The organism is Aminivibrio pyruvatiphilus, assembly GCF_004366815.1.
Lineage (GTDB): Bacteria > Synergistota > Synergistia > Synergistales > Aminobacteriaceae > Aminivibrio > Aminivibrio pyruvatiphilus.
In genome coordinates, this window is sequence record NZ_SORI01000023.1 from 1 (window position 1) to 16,701 (window position 16,701).

Consider the following 16,701-nt stretch of genomic DNA (forward strand, 5'->3'; position numbering starts at 1 on the left):
AAGACCTGAAAAACCTGAAAAAGGGTAAGAAAGAAAGGAAACGGGGAAACGAAAACAGTTCATTTCCCCGTCCGGGGAGTTATCCCTTTACTTGAGGGAACGAACCTGCGGATTTAGGGCGGATACGTTTTATGGATACATTATACGTTTTTCTGCTTTCTTGACAGACCCTGCGTGCAGTGGTACCTATATAATCGTCTGTCGACAGTAGACGATAGGTATTGCAGAGGAGGTCTCTCCATTAACAGCATAGCGAACCATCAGTCGCTCGCGAGGGAAGTGGCGGATTTTCTCCGCCGCGAGCTTCTCGTATCAGCGAAATACTCCCAGGGGACCTTTATCCGCGAGGAGGAGCTGGCCAGGGAGCTCAATATCAGCCGGGCCCCGGTGAGAGAGGCCCTGAAGGAGCTTGAGGGACAGGGGCTCGTGCGGTCCATCCCCCGGAAGGGATCCATGGTCCTCGGCTTTTCTCCTGTGGACGTGGAGGAGCTCTATGATATCCGTTTCGCCCTCGAGACCCAGGTGTTCGAAGTGCTGGTCAGGGACGGGCTTCTTTCCGACGGAGACTACGAACGGATGAACAGCCTTTATCGGGAGCTCCTCGCAGTTGCATCGAGCTCCATGGAGAAAAACGGGAAGGTCCTCGCCTTCAGCAGCATCGACCTTGACTTCCACCTTTTTATTGCGGAGCGCTCCGGGAGGCCCTGGACCATCCGGATTCTCAGGGGCGTGTATTTCCAGCTTCATCAGGCAATGGTGCAGCACCTTGAAAGTGAGGAGGAGCTGGCCTATTCGGCAAGGGAGCATCTGAAGATCATCCAGTCCCTGAAGGAAGGAGATCTTGATGCCTTGCGGGAGAGCAGGCATTACAGCTACTTCCACAGAAGGCTGAGGAAGCGGGAGAAGCTGGAAGCTTACGGCATGTAAGAGGAAAAGGGAGTGATGTCACAGGGCTTTTTTCAGGGTATTCCCAGTCAGTACCAGCGCAGATTCCGGTTCCGTTTCGTACCGATGCACACCATACTGAGGAGGAGTGACACTATGTTCAGAAAAACGTTCACTGCAGCAGCGGCAATGGTTCTTGCCCTCGGGCTCTTCTGCGGCTCCGCGTTCGCAAAGGCCGAGATCAAGCTTTCGAACCAGTTTCCCCCGTCGCACCACGTTTCCAAGGGCCTCATCGTTTTTGCGGAAAAGGTTGCCGAGCATTCCAAGGGCGAGCTTACGGTGAAGATTTTCGACTCCGCCCAGCTTTTCAAGGATACCGAAATCGTTGAAGCCCTCCAGGACGCCCTTATCGAAGTCGGCCTGGTACCGGTGAACAAGTGGTCCGGCATGATTCCCGCCGCCGACGTCTTCGAGATGCCTTTCGTCTTTAAGGATCTCGAGTCTCCCAAGAAGTTCCTTGCAGCCGGCGCCGACAAGATTCTTGACGAAGAGTTCCAGAAGAAGGGCGTCAAGAACCTTTTCTGGGTTGACTACGGCTACATCCAGTTCTTCAACAACAAGCACCCCCTGAAAAACCCCGAGGACTTCAAGGGCCTGACCATGAGGACCTTCAGCAGCGGCGACGCCGAGACCCTGAGGGCCCTGGGGGCCGCTCCCACCGTCATGAGCTCCTCCGAGATGTACATGGCCCTGCAGAGGGGAACCGTGGACGGAGCCACCACCGGCATGCCGGCGGCAGTCTCCCGCAAGGTCCACGAGGTCCAGAAGTACATGACCATGGCGAACTACACCACCGCCCAGTTTGTCGTCCAGGGCAACCTTGACTGGTGGAACGGCCTCTCGGCCGAACTCAAGGAAGCCGTCACCAAGGCCGGTCATGATGCAGAGGAATGGATCCGCGGAGCCATCGCCCAGTCGGAGAATGATGCCGAGAAGGTCATCCGCGACGCCGGAGTGGAAATCTATTCTCCCACCGCCGAGGAGCGGGAAGCCTTCGTGAAGGCCACCGAATCCGTGCGGAAAACCTTCGCCGAGAAGACCGGTGAAGTCGGCCAGACCCTTATCGAAATGGCCATCACGGCCTCCAAGTAGTTTTTTTCTTAAAACGAAAATCCTGTGGTTCCGAAGCGGGAGGGGATTCCCTTCCGCTTCTTTTCTCAAATACGAGCAAAGGGGCAGTCTTGCATGTTCAAAATCATTCGAAGCGCTGTGGAAAAAGGCAACCTGGTTCTCGGGTACGTCAGCGGTCTCGGCATTCTCCTCATGGGGCTCATGCTCTTCTATGAGGTTGTCTGCCGCTATTTTTTCCGGTCCCCCACCATCTGGGCCCAGGAAATGTCCATCTATCTTTTCATGTGGACCATGCTCGCCGGCGGGGCCTATACCCTCCAGCAGGGCAAGCACGTCCGGATCGACCTCGTGATCGAGCACCTTTCCATCCGCACCCAGCACTTCCTGGAGATGGTCACCAGCGTGGCGGGAATGGTCTTCTGCGCGGTCATCACGTGGCAGGCCTACGAGATGATCGTGGCCTCCATCGGCTACAACAAGGTTTCGGCGACCCTTCTCCGGGTGCCCATGTGGATTCCCCAGATGGCCCTCCTTCTCGGTTTCGCCCTTCTGACCCTCCAGTTCGCCATTATCATCGTCGACCGTTTTAACTCCGTCTTCGGAAAAAATGAGGAGGGACAGTCATGCTGAGCTTTTCCATGGTAGTATTTCTGCTCATCGGCATTCTTTTCATGGGCCTTCCGGTGGCCTTTTCCCTGGGAGGGACATCCCTGCTGCTCATCGCTCTTTTTGACCTTCCCATGAAAATCGTCGGGGCGACCATCTTCACATCCATGGACAGCTTCACCATCCTCTCCATCCCCCTCTTTGTCCTTATGAGCCAGATCCTTCTCGACGGGCGGATCGGAGACGACCTCTTCGACGTCATGAACGCCTGGGTGCGCCATCTTCCCGGAGGGCTTGCCATCGCCACCATCCTTGCATGCGCCTTCTTTGCCGCCATCACGGGTTCCGGGGCCGCCACGGCGGCCACCATCGGCATGGTGGCCTACCCGGCCATGATCGAACGGGGATATGACAAAAAGTTCACCCTCGGCCTCCTTGCTGCGGGGGGGACCCTGGGAATCCTGATACCGCCGAGCATTCCCCTCATCCTCTACGGCGCCATCACGGAGGAATCCGTCGGAAAGCTCTTTATCGCCGGCGTCATTCCCGGACTCGTGCTAACCGCCCTTTTCGTGGTGTACGCCGTGTACAAGAGCAAACGGGGCGGTTTCACCCCCATGGAGAGAACCTCGTGGAGCGAAAGGATCCGGGTCACCAGGAAGAACTTCTGGGGGATTCTCCTTCCCTTCATCATCATCGGGGGCATCTATTCAGGAGCCTTCACCCCCACTGAGGCTGCGGCGGTGGGACTGGTGTACGGGCTCTTCATCACCCTGGTGGTGTACAGGACGCTGAAGCTCAGCGATATTCCCGCCATCTGCCTGCGGTCCCTGACCACGTCCTGCATGATCGCCATCATCATCGCGGGCGCCGTGCTCTTCGGCAGGGTCATGACCCTGCTGATGATTCCCCAGAAGCTCACGGAGATCATCATCAGCAACAACTTCTCCGTGATGATGTTCATCGTCGCCATGAACGTCCTGATGATGATTCTGGGGTGCATCCTGGAGACGGTGTCCATCGTCCTGCTCACCATGCCCCTGGTCACTCCCATTCTCCACGCCCTCGGCATCGACCCGATCTGGTACGCCATCGTGGTGACGGTGAACATGACGCTGGCCCTCATCACGCCTCCTGTGGGCATGAACCTCTACGTCATCAACAGCCTCAGGAAGGACATCAGGATGGGCGAGATCATCTCCGGGGTTTTCCCCTTCCTCGTGATCATGGTGCTCTTCCTCATTCTCGTCATCCTGTTCCCCGGAATGAGCACCTGGCTTCCCTCGGTCATGCACTGAGGATCCGGAAAGTTTTCTTTTTTTCTACGCCGGCGGGGGATTTCTTCTCCGTCGGCTTTTTTTAACGGAAGGAGACGACCCATGAAGACGTCAAAACAGCTGAGAAACCTCCTCGAACGGCCCGGTGCCGTCGTCGTTCCAGGGGTGTATGACTCGCTGAGCGCCAGGATCTGCGAGATGGCCGGTTTCCAAGCGGTGTTCCATTCCGGGTACGGAACGGCGGCCGCAAGACTCGGCCAGCCCGACATCGGCCTGCTGACCCTCACGGAGATGGCAGCCCAGCTAAAATCCATAACCCGGGCGGTGCGAATTCCCGTCCTGGGTGACTCCGACAACGGATTCGGCAATGCCGTGAACGCCGACCGGGCCGTCCGGGAGTATATCTGGGCCGGAGCTGCGGGCCTCTTCATGGAGGACCAGGTCTCTCCCAAGCGATGCGGCCACATGGAGGGCAAGCAGGTGATCTCCCGGGATGAGATGATGGGCAAGCTTCGGGCGGCCATCGACGCCAGGAATGAACTTGACCCCGATGTGGTGATAATGTACAGGACGGACGCCATCCATGTCACGGGATTCGAGGATGCTCTCTGCCGGGCGAAAGCTGCGGTGGATGCCGGTGTGGACATGGTCTTCGTGGAGGCCCTGGAGACCAGGGAGCAGATGGAGCGGGCCGTGAAGGAAATCGGCGTGCCCCTCATGCTGAACCTCATCGAGGGCGGAAAGACCCCCCTTGTCCCCGTGAAGGAAGCGGAGGCCATGGGCTTCAAGATGATCGTCCCGGCCCTGTCGGCCCTGTTCGCCGCTGCGAGGGGCATGTACGAGGTAATGTCGGAAATCCGGAAAGAGGGCGTCTCCGACGGGTATCTCGACCGGCTCTTCACCTTCAGGGAATTTGCAGAACTGGTCCGGCTGGACGAAATCCGGGAAATGGAGGAGAAGTACATTCCGCCGAGCGTTCTGGAGAAAAAATACCGGGGAAAGAAACGGATAGTCGAGTAAGTCTGCCCGGGAAACGGAGCGCGGAGTATATAATGGAAAAGCTCTGAGATTATTAGCCCAACGGAGGGATACCAGGTGATCAACCAGCTGAAGCGGAAACTTGCCGGGGGCGGGGTCGTGCTCGGGACCTTCATCACCCTCAACTGCCCCGACCTCGTGGAAATCGCGGGTCTCGCGGGGTTCGACTACTGCATTATCGACACGGAGCACGGCCCCGGAAACCCGGAGTCCATCCAGCACATGCTCCGGGCCGCGGAACTCCGGGGCATGGCCCCCATCGTCCGGGTGACCGACACGGCCGCCACCACCATCCTGCGTACCCTCGACGTGGGAGCGGCGGGAATCCAGGTGCCCCAGGTGAACTCACCGGAAACGGCGGAGTACGTGGTGCGGTCCGCCAAGTATTTCCCCAGGGGCGACCGGGGAGCGTGTCTCACCAGGTCGTCCCGGTACGGCTTCGTTCCCGGCGTGGCGGAGTACTTCGAGGAAGCCAACCGGGAGACCCTGGTGATCGTCCACTGCGAAAACCGCCAGGGCCTGGAATGTCTGGACGGCATCGCCGCCGTGGACGGGGTGGACGTTATTTTCGTCGGCCCCTACGACCTCTCCCAGTCATTCGGCATTCCGGGGCAGATTTATCATCCCGTGATGGTTGACGCCGTGGCCTCGGCCCTGGCGGCGGCGAAGAGGGCGGGGAAGCCCGCGGGGATCTTCGTGGGATCGGTGGAGGAGGCAAAGGCCCGGATCGAACAGGGGTTTTCCTACATCGCCTACAGCACGGACAGCCTTGTCTTCGCGGAAGTCTGCAGGAACATCGTCGGCGGGATCAGGGGCTGACGGATACAAAGAAAAAAGCCCGGTGCGGGAATTCCGTACCGGGCTTTTTTCGTCACTGGATCCGCTTCAGAATGGCCTCTCCCACGGCGCGGGTTGTCCCCTGTCCGCCGAATTCCACGGGAAGATCTCCGGGAGCCGATTCCGCGAGGAATGCTGTGAGGCTGTCCTCCACCGCTTTCGCGGCTGTCCTTTCCCCGATATGCTCCAGAAGGAGGGCACCGGTGAGAATGGCGGCTATGGGGTTTGCCTTTCCCGTCCCGGCGATGTCGGGGGCGGACCCGTGGATGGGCTCGAACATGGACAGTCCGTCGCCGATGTCGGCGCCGGCGGCCACTCCGAGTCCTCCCGCCAGCCCGGCAAGGAGGTCGCTCACGATGTCGCCGAACATGTTGGGGGCCACCACCACCCCGTAGAGGTCAGGGGTGCGCACAAGGTGGTAGCACATGGCATCCACGTTCACTATGCCGAGCCCCATGCCGTGGCGGGCCGCCTCGTCCTGTGCGATGTCCTCCCAGAATCCGTAGATCTGGGGAAGGGCGTTCGATTTCGATGCCAGGGTGATTTTGTCCTCGCCCCGGGCCTTCGCCGCCCGGCATCCGTAGGCAACCACCCTGCGGACGGCCGGCTCGGAGGCCACGCCGAGCTGGAAGGCTCCTTCCACGCCTCCGGAAAAGCTTCCCCTGAGAGTTCCTTCGAGGGAATACAGCCCCCGTTTCGTGTCAAGGCTGAAGTCAGCCGATCCCTTTTCCGTCCTGCTGCCGATGCCGATGTAGAAATCTTCCGTGTTCTCCCGGACGACGAGGGTATCCAGATCCTTTCCTCCCTTCGGTGCCACGGGGAGGGGAACCCGGGGATAGCTTTTTGCGGGCCGGAGGTTCACGTACTGGTCGAAGTGGAATCGGATGGTGAGGAGTATTCCCCGTTCGAGGATTCCCGGCTTGACCCGGGGATCTCCCACCGCACCAAGGAGCAGTGCATCCATGGACCCCATTTCCTCCACTGCGGAGGCAGGCAGGATTTCTCCTGTCTTCAGGTAATGGTCGGCGCCGAAGGGGTAGTCAGCCCAGGTCAGGGAGAATCCGTGCTTCCGGCCCGCCGCTTCGAGGATCCGGGATGTTTCGCCGATGACCTCGGGGCCGATGCCATCCCCCGGAATCCTGGCCACCACGTAGTTCTTTCCGGTCATGCGCCCTTCCTCCGTTCTTCGAGCCGCCTGCGGGCGTAGGGGATGAGTCCGCCTGCGCTGATGAGCTCCTGGAGGAAGGGGGCAAAGGGCGCCACCCGGAAGGTCATTCCCTTTGTCCGGTTCTCGATGGTTCCGGCGATGGGGTCCACGGCCACTTCGTCCCCGGTCTCGATGGAAGCGGCGGCTTCGGGGCACTCGAAGATGGGAAGCCCCACGTTGATGGCGTTCCGGTAAAAGATCCGGGCGAAGGAGGCCGCGATGACGCAGCTGCACCCGGCGCCCTTGATGGCGATGGGGGCATGTTCCCTGGAGGAGCCGCATCCGAAATTTTCGCCGGCGACGATCATGTCGCCCCTGGACATGTTGCGGACAAAGTCCTTGTCGATGTCCTCCATGCAGTATTTCCCCAGCACGGCCTCGTCGCTGGAGACGAGGTAGCGGGCGGGAATGATCACGTCCGTGTCGATATGGTCGCCGTATTTCCACGCTTTTCCGGAAAAAGAGTTCGTCATGGTTATTTACCCTCCAGATTCTTGAAGAAATCTTCCGACATTACGTCCCTCGGATCGGTGAGTCTTCCCGTGACGGCACTCGCGGCCGCCGTGAGGGGGCTGGCGAGGATCAGCTCGCTCTTCGGGCTGCCCATTCGGCCCACGAAGTTGCGGTTGCTGGTGGAAACGCACCGTTCCCCTGCGGCGAGAATGCCCATGTGTCCTCCCAGGCAGGGACCGCAGGTAGGAGTGCAGACCACGGCTCCGGCCTCGGTGAAGATGCGGAGATACCCCTTGTCCATGGCGGCGTTGTAGACTTCGTAGGAGGCCGGAATGACGATGCAGCGTACGTGGGGGGCCACTTTTTTCCCCTCCATCAGCTTTGCCGCGGTTTCGATGTCCCGAAAGCGGCCGTTGGTGCAGGCGCCGATGAACACCTGGTCGATCTCGGGGGAGCCGCACTCCCGGACGGGCTTCACGTTGTCGGGGGAGTGGGGCATGGCAGCCACGGGGCCCATCGTGTCAAGGTCGAAGGTCTCCCGGCGGGCATAGGCCGCGTCGCTGTCGGGGTAGCGGGGAGTGAATTCCCGGGCCGCCCTTGACCGGGCGTACTCGAGGGTTTTCTCGTCGGGGACGAATACCCCTGCCTTGGCGCCGGCTTCCACGGCCATGTTGGCGATGGTGAACCTGTCGTCCATGGGCAGGCTTTCAATTCCCTCGCCGCCGAATTCGAGGGCCATGTACCTTGCTCCCTGGACGCTGATGCGCCCGATGAGGGAGAGGATCATGTCCTTGCCGGTCACCCACCCGGGGCGCTTTCCCCGGAAATCGACCCGGACGGTGGGAGGCACCTTGAGCCACGTTTCCCCGAGGGCCCAGACTGCAGCGAGGTCCGTGCTTCCCACACCGGTGGAGAGGGCGCCAAGGGCGCCGCCGGTGCATGTGTGGCTGTCCGCTCCGAGGACGATATCACCGGGGAGGATATAGCCCTTCTCGGGAAGGAAGGCGTGCTCGATGCCCACCCGGCCCACTTCCCAGTAGAGCATTCCCTGTTCCCTGGCGAATTCTTTCCCTTTCTTTGTCTGTTCCGCCGAGGCGATGTCCTTGTTCGGAGTAAAATGATCGGGGAGGAGGGCGCACCGCTCCCTGTCAAATACCCTGTCCGCTCCCATTTCCCGGAAGGATTCCGCGGCAGGGGCGCCGGTGATGTCGTTCGCGAAGGCGAAGTCTACCTTCACCTGGCAGATTTCACCCTCCATGGCCTTCTGTGATGAATGGGCCGCTATGATTGCGCTAACCAACGTTCTTCCCATACAAACGCACTCCTTTCGAGACCGCCATCTGGAAAAGGCGGTTGATTCCGTCGATATATGCCCTGATGCTCGCTTCGATGACGTCGGTGCTGGCTCCCCGGCCGGAGACCCGGAGTCCCTCGAAAACGAGGGTGACCCTTGCCTCGCCGATGGCGTCGGAAGCCTCTGTGACGGAGCGGATGGAGTAGTTCTCCAGCTCCGGCTCGATACCGACGATGCGCCGGACAGCCCTGTAGGCCGCGTCCACCGGGCCGTTGCCCGTGGCGGCGTCGGTGGCCTCCCGACCGTCATCCTCCAGGGTAACCGTGGCGGTGCCGTGCCCTCTTCCCACCTGGACGAGGAAGGTCTTCAGGACGATCCTCCTGCTTTCGGCGGCGGCGAGGATCTCGCTGTTGATCATGGCCTCAAGGTCCTCGGAGGTGACGATCTCCTTCCTGTCGCACAGGGTTTTGAAAAGTGCCATGGCTTCGGTGATTTTCTCCTCGGAGAGGGAAAATCCCATCTCCTCCACTCTCTGACGGAAGGCGTGCTTTCCCGAATGCTTGCCCAGGACGAGCCTGCTGCCCGGAGCCCCCACGTCCTCGGGATTCATGATCTCGTAGGTTGCCCGGTTGCAGAGCACACCGTGCTGGTGGATGCCGGCCTCGTGGGCGAAGGCGTTTGATCCGACGACCGCCTTGTTGGGGGGGACGGGAAAGCCTGTCATCCTGGATACCATTGAGCTGACGCCCCAGAGTTTCGTCGTGTCCAGGGATGTTTCGCAGCCGTAACTGTCCCTCCTGGTCCGAAGCCCCATGACAACTTCTTCGAGGGAGGCGTTCCCGGCCCGTTCGCCAAGGCCGTTCACCGTGCATTCCACCTGCCCGGCCCCTGCCCGCACGGCCGCCAGGGAGTTCGCCACTGCCATGCCGAGGTCGTTGTGGCAGTGTACCGACCAGGTCACACCGGGACGGTCTGTTGCCTCGATGACGGTCCTCACGAAGGCGCCGAATTCCTCGGGAACAGCGTACCCCACCGTGTCCGGAATGTTGAGGGTGCCTGCCCCGCAGTCGGCGGCGGTGCGGAAGACTTCGGCGAGGAATGAAACGTCGGAGCGGCTCGCGTCCTCGGCGGAAAACTCCACGTCTTCCACGAGAGAGCGGGCATAGGTCACCGCCTGCCTGACCTCCTCTACAACCTGTTCCGGCGTCATCTTCAGCTTGAATTCCATGTGGATGGGGCTCGTGGCGATAAACGTGTGGATTCTGCCCCTTCCGGCACCCCGGACCGCCTCGGCTGCCGAGCGGATATCCTCCTTCCGGGTCCTGGCGAGCCCGGCGATGACAGGGCCTTTCACCGTGTCGGCGATGAGCTTCACCGCCTCGAAATCGCCGGGGGAGGCTGCGGGAAAGCCGGCCTCGATGACGTCCACGTTCATTTTTGCGAGCTGAAGGGCTATCCTGAGCTTCTCTTCCCTGTTCAGGTTGATCCCGGCGGCCTGTTCTCCGTCCCGGAGGGTGGTATCGAATATCCGTACCCTGTGGTTCTCCGTCATGTCCGTCTCTCCTTTCATCCTGTCCCCGTCTCCGGGGATAAAAAAAGAGCCGAAACCTCCTTGAGAGAGGTTCCGGCCCGGGAATGCCGTTCCGCAGCTTACCAGGCTGCCGGCGTTCCTGGGGGGAACCGGCAACCGAGGAGGAGGCACAGAGAAGAGGATGCGGTGAGAATGTTTTGAACTGATCCTGTCATGGCTGGTTCCCTCCTTTCCTCGGGGCTTGGTAAGATTCGACCATTCTGGGGGAGGAGTCCTGAAATGTCAATACTAAAGCAAAAGAGAGATAAAAGGAGTTTTTTCAAAAAATGAGCTGGAATTCGCCGGAATCTCCCTTTTTCAGGAGTTTCAAAGTGAGGGGATTTTATGGTAAGATAAAGAGCCGGAAAAAAGAAGTGCGGCACAGACAAGGAAAGCGGAGGTGGGCGAAGTGAAGTTCAAAGAAGACAGCCGGTATCGCCAGGCGAACCGCGAGGCCGTCATATCCCTCGGCATGTACGTCCTGTTCTTTGCGTGGTGGTATTTCACGGCCTACGGTCTCGGCTCGGGAGATCCGGGGGAGTATACCTACGTTCTCGGGCTGCCGTCGTGGTTCTTTTACAGCTGCATTGTCGGGTACATTGGAATTTCGCTGGTGGTCTGGGCGGTGGTCCGCCTCTTCTTCTCCGAGGATTCCATCGAGGGAAACGATCCCGAAGAAGCGGGAGGCCCGCAGTCATGAGCAATATGAACATGATTCTGCCTCTGGTGATTTATCTTGTCCTCGTTTTCGCCGTCGCCGTGTGGGGAAAGCGTGCCGCCGCGAAACCGTCCGACGCCAAGGGCTTTCTCGAAGAATATTTTATCGGGGGACGGTCCATGGGGGGCTTTGTCCTGGCCATGGCGCTGATCACCACCTACACCAGCGCCAGCAGCTTTGTCGGCGGCCCGGGAGTGGCCTACAAGCTCGGCCTGGGCTGGATTCTCCTTGCCATGATCCAGGTGCCCACGGCTTTCCTTACCCTGGGCGTCCTCGGCAAGAAATTCGCCATCGTCTCCCGGAAGGTCAATGCCGTGACCATCACGGAGTACCTGAGAGCCCGCTATAAAAACGAACTCGTGGTGGTGCTCGCCTCCCTCGCCATCCTGGTGTTCTTCATGGCCTCCATGCTGGCCCAGTTCATCGGCGGAGCGAGACTTTTTCAGACGGTGACCGGCTACCCCTATCTCGTGGGGCTCATCATCTTCGGCATCACGGTGGTGATCTATACCACCGTGGGAGGTTTCCGGGCGGTGGTGATCACCGACACCATCCAGGGATGCGTCATGATCTGCGCCTCCGTGGCCCTGCTGTTCGCCGTGGTGAACGCCGGAGGAGGAATGGAGAGGATCATGGCCGTCCTCAGGGAAACGGACCCCGCCCTTCTCACTCCGACAGGGCCGGGAAACGCCATACCCAGGCCCTTTATCCTCTCCTTCTGGGTACTGGTGGGCTTCGCCGTCCTCGGCCTGCCCCAGACCACCCAGAAATGCCTGGGTTTCCGTGACGCCCGGTCCATGAACAACGGCATGATTATCGGCACCTTCGTGGTGGGATTCCTCATGCTGACCATGCACCTCGTGGGAGCCCTCGGACGGGCCGTCCTGCCGGGGATTGAGGTGGGTGACCTTGCGGTGCCCACCATAACGGTAAAACTGCTTTCTCCCTTCTGGGCAGGAGTCTTTATCGCCGGTCCCCTCGCCGCCATCATGTCCACCGTGGATTCCATGCTCATCATTTCTTCCGCGGCCATCGTGAAGGACCTCTACCACCACCATGCGGTCAAAAAGAATCTTCCGGTCACCCCGGAAAAACTGGGACGGATGAGCCTGGTCGTCACGGCGGTGATAGGGGTCATCGTCTTTCTGGCGGCCCTTCGCCCGCCGTCGCTGCTGGTGTGGATCAACCTCTTCGCCTTCGGCGGCCTGGAAGCCGTCTTTTTCTGGCCCACGGTGCTGGGGCTTTACTGGAAGCGGGCCAATGCCACGGGAGCTCTTCTTTCCATGGCGGTGGGCTGCGGGACTTTCTTCTGGCTCATGATCGGCAAAATCCAGATCGGGGGAACCCACCAGATAGTTCCCACCATCGCCGTGGCCCTGGCCGCCTTCATTCTCGGGTCGTATATCGGAAAAAAGCCTGACGATGAGACACTTGCCGCCTTCTGGGGAGGGGAATGAGAGAGGAAAAGCCGCGAAGGAGACAGGCGGGGAGCAGACAAGGGGAAAACACGCTTGACTAGTGTGTCACTTTGGGTCTATGCTAATCATAGGTTCTTTTCAGTGTTCCGGTGATTGTTGGCTGGAGAAAAGGCGTCCGAAGCAGCGGGGAGTGAAGACTCCCCCGTTTCTGCCCTGTTCGGGAGAATGCGTTGAGGAGGTGGTTTTCTTCATGGACAAAATTACCCGGGAGGAGCTCAAGGAACTGTCCGCACACTCGAGGGAACTCTGTGTTTCATTTTTCATGCCGGCGTTCCGGGCCGGAAGGGATACGGAGCAGAATCCCATTCGCTTCAAAAACCTGGTCAAAGAGGCGGAGAGCAGGCTTTCCGCATCCGGGACACGGCCCCCGGAGATCCAGGAACTGCTCAAACCGGCCCGGAGTCTCGTGGACGACCCTCTTTTCTGGCAGCGCCAGGGAGACGGCCTCGCGGTGTTTCTGGCTGCGGATTATTTCAAAAGCTACAGACTTCCCCTTTCATTCCAGGAATCGGTCACCCTTGCCCGCCGCTTCCACTTTACTCCGCTGCTTCCCTATTTCTCAGGGGAAGGCAGGTTCTATGTCCTTGCCCTGAGCCGGAATATGATCCGGCTCCTGGAGGGCTCGCGGCACTCCGTGGACGAGGTGGATGTTGAATCCCTTCTTCCGAGCCTGGGAGATGCCTTCCGCTTCGACCGCTTTGAAAAGCAGCTTCAGTTCCATACGGGAACGGCGGCGGGAAGATCGGGCGGCAGGGCGGCCATGTTTCACGGTCATGACCCCAGTGATGAAGAGAAGGGAAGGCTGCTCAGGTGGTTCCGCAAAATTGACGGGGACCTTCCTGACATTCTCCGTGGAAGCAGGTCTCCCCTGGTGCTTGCGGGAGTGGAATACCTGCTCCACCTTTACAGGGAGGCCAATTCCTACCCCTTCCTGCTCGAGGAGGGCGTTCCGGGGAATGCCGACGACCTCCGTCCGGAGGAACTGCACGGACGGGCCTGGCCCATTGCCGAAAAGGCTCTTTCAAGGGGGGCCGGCCAGGCCTTCGCCAGGTATGCCGAACTGGCCGGGTCGGTGAACGTGTCGGCCAATGTGGAGAAAGTCCTTGAAGGTGCTCACCATGGAAGGGTGGATGTCCTTTTCGTGGACGGCGGGGCCCGCATGACCGGATGCTTCGACCAGGAAGAGAACAGGGTTCTGACCGGGGAACCGTGCAACGGCGAGGAGGAGGACCTTCTCAACCTCGCCGCTGTCCAGACCCTCATCCACGGCGGAACGGTCTATGCCGTAAGCTCCGGTGCCATGCCCGGAGGCGAGCCTCTGGGCGCCGTCTTCCGGTTCTGAAGACAGAAAAACGGAATGAGGGTGCGGGTAACCCCGCACCCTCATTCCGTTTTCGGCCTTTATCTCTTGTGAGGTCCAGGTATTTCCTTTTCGCAGGGCACTCCTGTCTGGCACTTCCCGCATCCGTACCGAGGGGAGTGCTTTTCTTTCATGAGGTCCAGGTACTTCGAGCAGAGAATATGATCTTTGCCCTTTTCCAGTGAGATGGCGCCGGCGGGGCATTTTGCGGCGCATTCTCCGCACAGGGTGCAGTTCCCGTACAGCTCATCCGGAATGATGTTGTCGGGAGCCAGCGGGAGAGTGGTGATCACGCTGCCGAACCTCCCGGCGACCCCCAGGGAGGTAATGAGTCCTCTGGAGAGGCCGAAGGTGCCGAGGCCGCAGACAAAAGCCACATGCCGTTCGGACCAGTTGCTGGTAAAGGTCACAGGGAAAGGAGTCCCGGCTTCGTCGAGAAAGGCCGTGTTCCTCAGGGTGCAGGATGCGAACCGCGAATCGACGGCGGGAGAGACCGCGTCCGCTCCTTCCTCGCGGAGGCGTTCGACGAGGGCCCGGGAAAGGCGGTCGATGAAATCCTGCCCCTCTATCCTTCCATGGAGCCATTCCGGGGCGGGTTCGGGGCCGGACTCTCCGTTGGCCTCCCTGACCCGGGCGGTGAAGGGCAGGAAAAAAGACACCACGGAACGAGCCCCGGGAAGCCATTCCCGGGGAAGAAGGAACTGGGGACCCACTGCCCCCTCATTTTTCAGGAGAAGGAAGGCCGGGTCGTCGGCGCCGGCAGTGCCCAGGAGGGCGGGAGAAAACATCTCCATGCCCGCAAGGTCGGTCCGGAGGGCTTTCTCCGGAGACACGCGGTTCCAGCCGGAACCGTTTCTGAAGACCTCGATGAAAGTGCGGATTTCCGTAGTTTCCATGGGTTTCCCTCCTGTACCTCGTACAAACCGGCGATATATCCCCCTTTATACACTTCCGGTCCCGAACCCGCAACGGGGAGAACTACAAGTATCCCATTATTGACGGTATTTGAAGGATTGGAGTACTCTACACGCAGAACCCCCGCCGGTCTGACGGGTATTGAGCGGCCGCGGGGAAGGGGATATGAAAATGAAAGCGTATCTTGACGTACTGGATTCTCTTGCAGACCGGGAAATCGGCTATATTACCGCGGAACTGCACAGCGGCAGGTTTTTGCGGAAAGACGGGGGAGCCCCGGCAGTATTTCGGCCTTGAGGAGTCTTAGAGAATATAATGGGGCGGATTTTCTCCCCGCACTTTTCGGGAAAGAAGGAGCCCCTGTTTTCAGGAGGATGTCATGGAGCTGGAAACCTACATAGTCAATGCCTTCGCTGACGCACCGGGAAGAGGAAACAGGGCGGGGGTTGTGGTGTCGCCGGAGCACCCGCCGGAGGACGTTATGCAGCTTGTGGCCGCCGATATCGGGGCCTCCGAGACCGCATTCGTGGCCCCCGAGGAACGGGCCTGGAATATCCGGTGGTTCTCGCCGCTGAAGGAAATGTCCCTGTGCGGCCATGCCACCCTGGCAGCCTCGCGGGTACTCTTCGGGAAGGAACCCTGGAGCGACAGCCTTGTCTTCCGGTATGCAGGAGGGGCTCTTCCGGTGAGACGGCATGCCGATGATTCCATCGGAATGGATTTTCCCCTGGACGATTATCTGCGGTGTCCCCCGGAAGCGGCCTTCGAAGATTTCTTCGGCCCTCTCCGGGTGACGGACTGTATCTGCGGGTTGAGGACAAAAAAAGTCGTTCTCGTAACCGGTGAAGGGACGGACCTGGCGGCGATTTCCCCGAACTTCACAAGGATGGCGGAGTACAGGGGACTCTGCAGCAGCGGAATCGCCGTCACAAAAGCGTCCACAGTGTACGACTTCGAGTCGAGGTATTTCAATCCCTGGGCGGGAGTGAACGAGGACCCGGTCACCGGCTCGGTCCATACGGTCCTCGCCCGGTACTGGAGCGAACGGCTGAATAAGAAGACTCTTGCCGCCTTCCAGAATTCGGGGAGGCCCGGAGAGCTTCTGCTGACGGTCGGGGGCGACACCGTGGAGATCCAGGGCAGGGCACGCATCGTCCTCCAGGGAACGTTTTTCCTTTGATTCCGTTGCCCTGTGAAGACAAACGGCCTACCAGGAAGGGGGAAGGGGCCCGGTGAAAAGAAAACTGTTATTGGGAACCGCTGCGGTGTCCGCATGGCTGGCCATTGTTCTGTCGTCTGTCTCCTTTGCCGGTGAATATGCAACCTACTACAACGGCAGATTCGGCTTTTCTGTGTCCTATCCTTCGGTCCTGGAGATGGGCACAGCACCGGAAAATGATGACGGCCGCAGGTTTTCCGACGGGCAGGGTTTCGTTCTTACCGTCTACGGAAGCCACAATATCGCCGGACTGAACGTGAAGGGGGCGGCCGAAGCGGCAAGGGAATACTTCGACACGGTGACCTATGAAGCCGTACGAAAGAGATGGTTTGTTCTCTCAGGCTTTAGGGGGGATTCCATCGTCTACTGGAAACAATGGGTCGGGGCCGATTTCCTTAACTCCCTCCTCATGGAATACCCCAGAGAGAAAAAGAAGGAATACGATTCCATGGTGGGGAAAATCGCCGGCTCTTTCACACCGGGGGAACTTGGCGGGGGACCAGGGAAGGTTCCGTAAGGATGTTCTCCGAAAAGAGACGGAGTCAACGGAGAATGCATTCACTTTCGTGAAAAATAAAGTAAGAAAATTTCGAAGTGGAATGAAATATAGCTTTAATAGAATAATGCCATACTTTACATTTGACAGACATCGATGGTGCATGTAGACTGTGGACCCATACGAGGGAGTTCCTGATTCCCACATTCCTGCTGCA

17 protein-coding genes are annotated in these 16,701 nt (G+C 59.6%); 12 read left to right on the forward strand and 5 right to left on the reverse strand.

The genetic code is table 11. From position 1 onward, the window contains the following. The first annotated feature begins 279 nt into the window (after positions 1–279). The 6 genes from C8D99_RS12945 to C8D99_RS12970 all read left to right on the forward strand — a co-directional run bounded on the left by C8D99_RS12945 (position 280) and on the right by C8D99_RS12970 (position 5,756). Positions 280–927, forward strand: a complete 648-nt coding sequence (locus C8D99_RS12945) for a GntR family transcriptional regulator (protein WP_133958928.1) — start codon at positions 280–282, stop codon at positions 925–927. A gap of 114 nt (positions 928–1,041) precedes the next feature. After that, positions 1,042–2,037 carry a TRAP transporter substrate-binding protein gene (locus C8D99_RS12950; RefSeq protein WP_133958929.1) on the forward strand — a complete coding sequence of 332 codons (996 nt, stop codon included), beginning with the start codon at positions 1,042–1,044 and terminating at the stop codon, positions 2,035–2,037. Between the two features lie 93 nt (positions 2,038–2,130). Beyond that, positions 2,131–2,646 (forward strand): TRAP transporter small permease subunit, encoded by a 516-nt coding sequence (locus tag C8D99_RS12955; protein WP_133958930.1) that lies wholly within the window; start codon positions 2,131–2,133, stop codon positions 2,644–2,646. After that, positions 2,640–3,920, forward strand: a complete 1,281-nt coding sequence (locus C8D99_RS12960; RefSeq protein ID WP_133958931.1) for a TRAP transporter large permease — start codon at positions 2,640–2,642, stop codon at positions 3,918–3,920. Before C8D99_RS12955 ends, C8D99_RS12960 begins: the two co-directional genes overlap by 7 nt. A gap of 81 nt (positions 3,921–4,001) precedes the next feature. Next, positions 4,002–4,919, forward strand: coding sequence for an isocitrate lyase/PEP mutase family protein (locus tag C8D99_RS12965; protein ID WP_133958932.1), 918 nt, complete (start codon positions 4,002–4,004; stop codon positions 4,917–4,919). A gap of 75 nt (positions 4,920–4,994) precedes the next feature. Beyond that, positions 4,995–5,756: an HpcH/HpaI aldolase family protein gene (locus C8D99_RS12970; protein WP_133958933.1), complete on the forward strand. Its 762-nt coding sequence runs from the start codon at positions 4,995–4,997 to the stop codon at positions 5,754–5,756. 52 nt (positions 5,757–5,808) lie between these two features. On the opposite strand, the gene C8D99_RS12975 is transcribed toward C8D99_RS12970, so the two are convergent. From C8D99_RS12975 to C8D99_RS12990, 4 genes are read right to left on the reverse strand one after another with little or no spacing between them, the layout of a single operon-like run. Continuing rightward, on the reverse strand, positions 5,809–6,942 hold the full coding sequence (locus C8D99_RS12975) for an isocitrate/isopropylmalate dehydrogenase family protein (protein ID WP_133958934.1): 1,134 nt from the start codon (positions 6,940–6,942) through the stop codon (positions 5,809–5,811). Continuing rightward, positions 6,939–7,454, reverse strand: coding sequence for a 3-isopropylmalate dehydratase small subunit (locus tag C8D99_RS12980; RefSeq protein WP_133958935.1), 516 nt, complete (start codon positions 7,452–7,454; stop codon positions 6,939–6,941). The genes C8D99_RS12975 and C8D99_RS12980 overlap by 4 nt, the downstream gene beginning before the upstream one ends. Positions 7,455–7,456: 2 nt before the next feature. Next, a complete protein-coding gene (locus C8D99_RS12985; RefSeq protein WP_133958936.1) occupies positions 7,457–8,746 on the reverse strand; it encodes a 3-isopropylmalate dehydratase large subunit in 1,290 nt (429 codons plus the stop codon). Next, positions 8,727–10,280: a 2-isopropylmalate synthase gene (locus tag C8D99_RS12990; protein ID WP_133958937.1), complete on the reverse strand. Its 1,554-nt coding sequence runs from the start codon at positions 10,278–10,280 to the stop codon at positions 8,727–8,729. The genes C8D99_RS12985 and C8D99_RS12990 overlap by 20 nt, the downstream gene beginning before the upstream one ends. Before the next feature lie 427 nt (positions 10,281–10,707). On the opposite strand from C8D99_RS12990, the gene C8D99_RS12995 reads away from it, so the two are divergent. From C8D99_RS12995 to C8D99_RS13005, 3 genes are all read left to right on the forward strand, one after another. After that, positions 10,708–10,998: a YhdT family protein gene (locus tag C8D99_RS12995; RefSeq protein ID WP_133958938.1), complete on the forward strand. Its 291-nt coding sequence runs from the start codon at positions 10,708–10,710 to the stop codon at positions 10,996–10,998. Next, positions 10,995–12,473, forward strand: coding sequence for a sodium/pantothenate symporter (gene panF / locus C8D99_RS13000; RefSeq protein ID WP_133958939.1), 1,479 nt, complete (start codon positions 10,995–10,997; stop codon positions 12,471–12,473). Before C8D99_RS12995 ends, panF begins: the two co-directional genes overlap by 4 nt. Before the next feature lie 211 nt (positions 12,474–12,684). Then, a complete protein-coding gene (locus C8D99_RS13005; protein ID WP_133958940.1) occupies positions 12,685–13,836 on the forward strand; it encodes a baeRF7 domain-containing protein in 1,152 nt (383 codons plus the stop codon). A 59-nt stretch (positions 13,837–13,895) separates the two neighbouring features. Here the strand turns inward: C8D99_RS13005 and C8D99_RS13010 are convergent, their stop codons facing one another. Then, entirely contained in the window at positions 13,896–14,750 is an 855-nt protein-coding gene (locus tag C8D99_RS13010) for a 4Fe-4S binding protein (protein ID WP_133958941.1), read from the reverse strand. 190 nt (positions 14,751–14,940) lie between these two features. On the opposite strand from C8D99_RS13010, the gene C8D99_RS15695 reads away from it, so the two are divergent. The 3 genes from C8D99_RS15695 to C8D99_RS13025 all read left to right on the forward strand — a co-directional run bounded on the left by C8D99_RS15695 (position 14,941) and on the right by C8D99_RS13025 (position 16,505). After that, positions 14,941–15,066 carry a hypothetical protein gene (locus C8D99_RS15695; protein ID WP_274542687.1) on the forward strand — a complete coding sequence of 42 codons (126 nt, stop codon included), beginning with the start codon at positions 14,941–14,943 and terminating at the stop codon, positions 15,064–15,066. An 82-nt stretch (positions 15,067–15,148) separates the two neighbouring features. After that, positions 15,149–15,949 carry a PhzF family phenazine biosynthesis protein gene (locus tag C8D99_RS13020; RefSeq protein ID WP_133958942.1) on the forward strand — a complete coding sequence of 267 codons (801 nt, stop codon included), beginning with the start codon at positions 15,149–15,151 and terminating at the stop codon, positions 15,947–15,949. A gap of 52 nt (positions 15,950–16,001) precedes the next feature. Further along, positions 16,002–16,505 carry a hypothetical protein gene (locus C8D99_RS13025; RefSeq protein ID WP_133958943.1) on the forward strand — a complete coding sequence of 168 codons (504 nt, stop codon included), beginning with the start codon at positions 16,002–16,004 and terminating at the stop codon, positions 16,503–16,505. Positions 16,506–16,701 lie beyond the last annotated feature (196 nt).

What these genes read in the sequence shown, in the direction of transcription:
- C8D99_RS13005 (WP_133958940.1), top strand. Translation starts at nt 12,685, where the DNA reads ATGGACAAAATTACCCGGGAGGAGCTCAAGGAACTGTCCGCACACTCG.
- C8D99_RS12955 (WP_133958930.1), top strand. Translation starts at nt 2,131, where the DNA reads ATGTTCAAAATCATTCGAAGCGCTGTGGAAAAAGGCAACCTGGTTCTC.
- C8D99_RS13010 (WP_133958941.1), bottom strand. Translation starts at nt 14,750, where the DNA reads ATGGAAACTACGGAAATCCGCACTTTCATCGAGGTCTTCAGAAACGGT.
- C8D99_RS12975 (WP_133958934.1), bottom strand. Translation starts at nt 6,942, where the DNA reads ATGACCGGAAAGAACTACGTGGTGGCCAGGATTCCGGGGGATGGCATC.
- C8D99_RS12990 (WP_133958937.1), bottom strand. Translation starts at nt 10,280, where the DNA reads ATGACGGAGAACCACAGGGTACGGATATTCGATACCACCCTCCGGGAC.
- C8D99_RS12950 (WP_133958929.1), top strand. Translation starts at nt 1,042, where the DNA reads ATGTTCAGAAAAACGTTCACTGCAGCAGCGGCAATGGTTCTTGCCCTC.
- panF (WP_133958939.1), top strand. Translation starts at nt 10,995, where the DNA reads ATGAGCAATATGAACATGATTCTGCCTCTGGTGATTTATCTTGTCCTC.
- C8D99_RS12985 (WP_133958936.1), bottom strand. Translation starts at nt 8,746, where the DNA reads ATGGGAAGAACGTTGGTTAGCGCAATCATAGCGGCCCATTCATCACAG.
- C8D99_RS12965 (WP_133958932.1), top strand. Translation starts at nt 4,002, where the DNA reads ATGAAGACGTCAAAACAGCTGAGAAACCTCCTCGAACGGCCCGGTGCC.
- C8D99_RS15695 (WP_274542687.1), top strand. Translation starts at nt 14,941, where the DNA reads ATGAAAGCGTATCTTGACGTACTGGATTCTCTTGCAGACCGGGAAATC.
- C8D99_RS13020 (WP_133958942.1), top strand. Translation starts at nt 15,149, where the DNA reads ATGGAGCTGGAAACCTACATAGTCAATGCCTTCGCTGACGCACCGGGA.
- C8D99_RS12960 (WP_133958931.1), top strand. Translation starts at nt 2,640, where the DNA reads ATGCTGAGCTTTTCCATGGTAGTATTTCTGCTCATCGGCATTCTTTTC.
- C8D99_RS12980 (WP_133958935.1), bottom strand. Translation starts at nt 7,454, where the DNA reads ATGACGAACTCTTTTTCCGGAAAAGCGTGGAAATACGGCGACCATATC.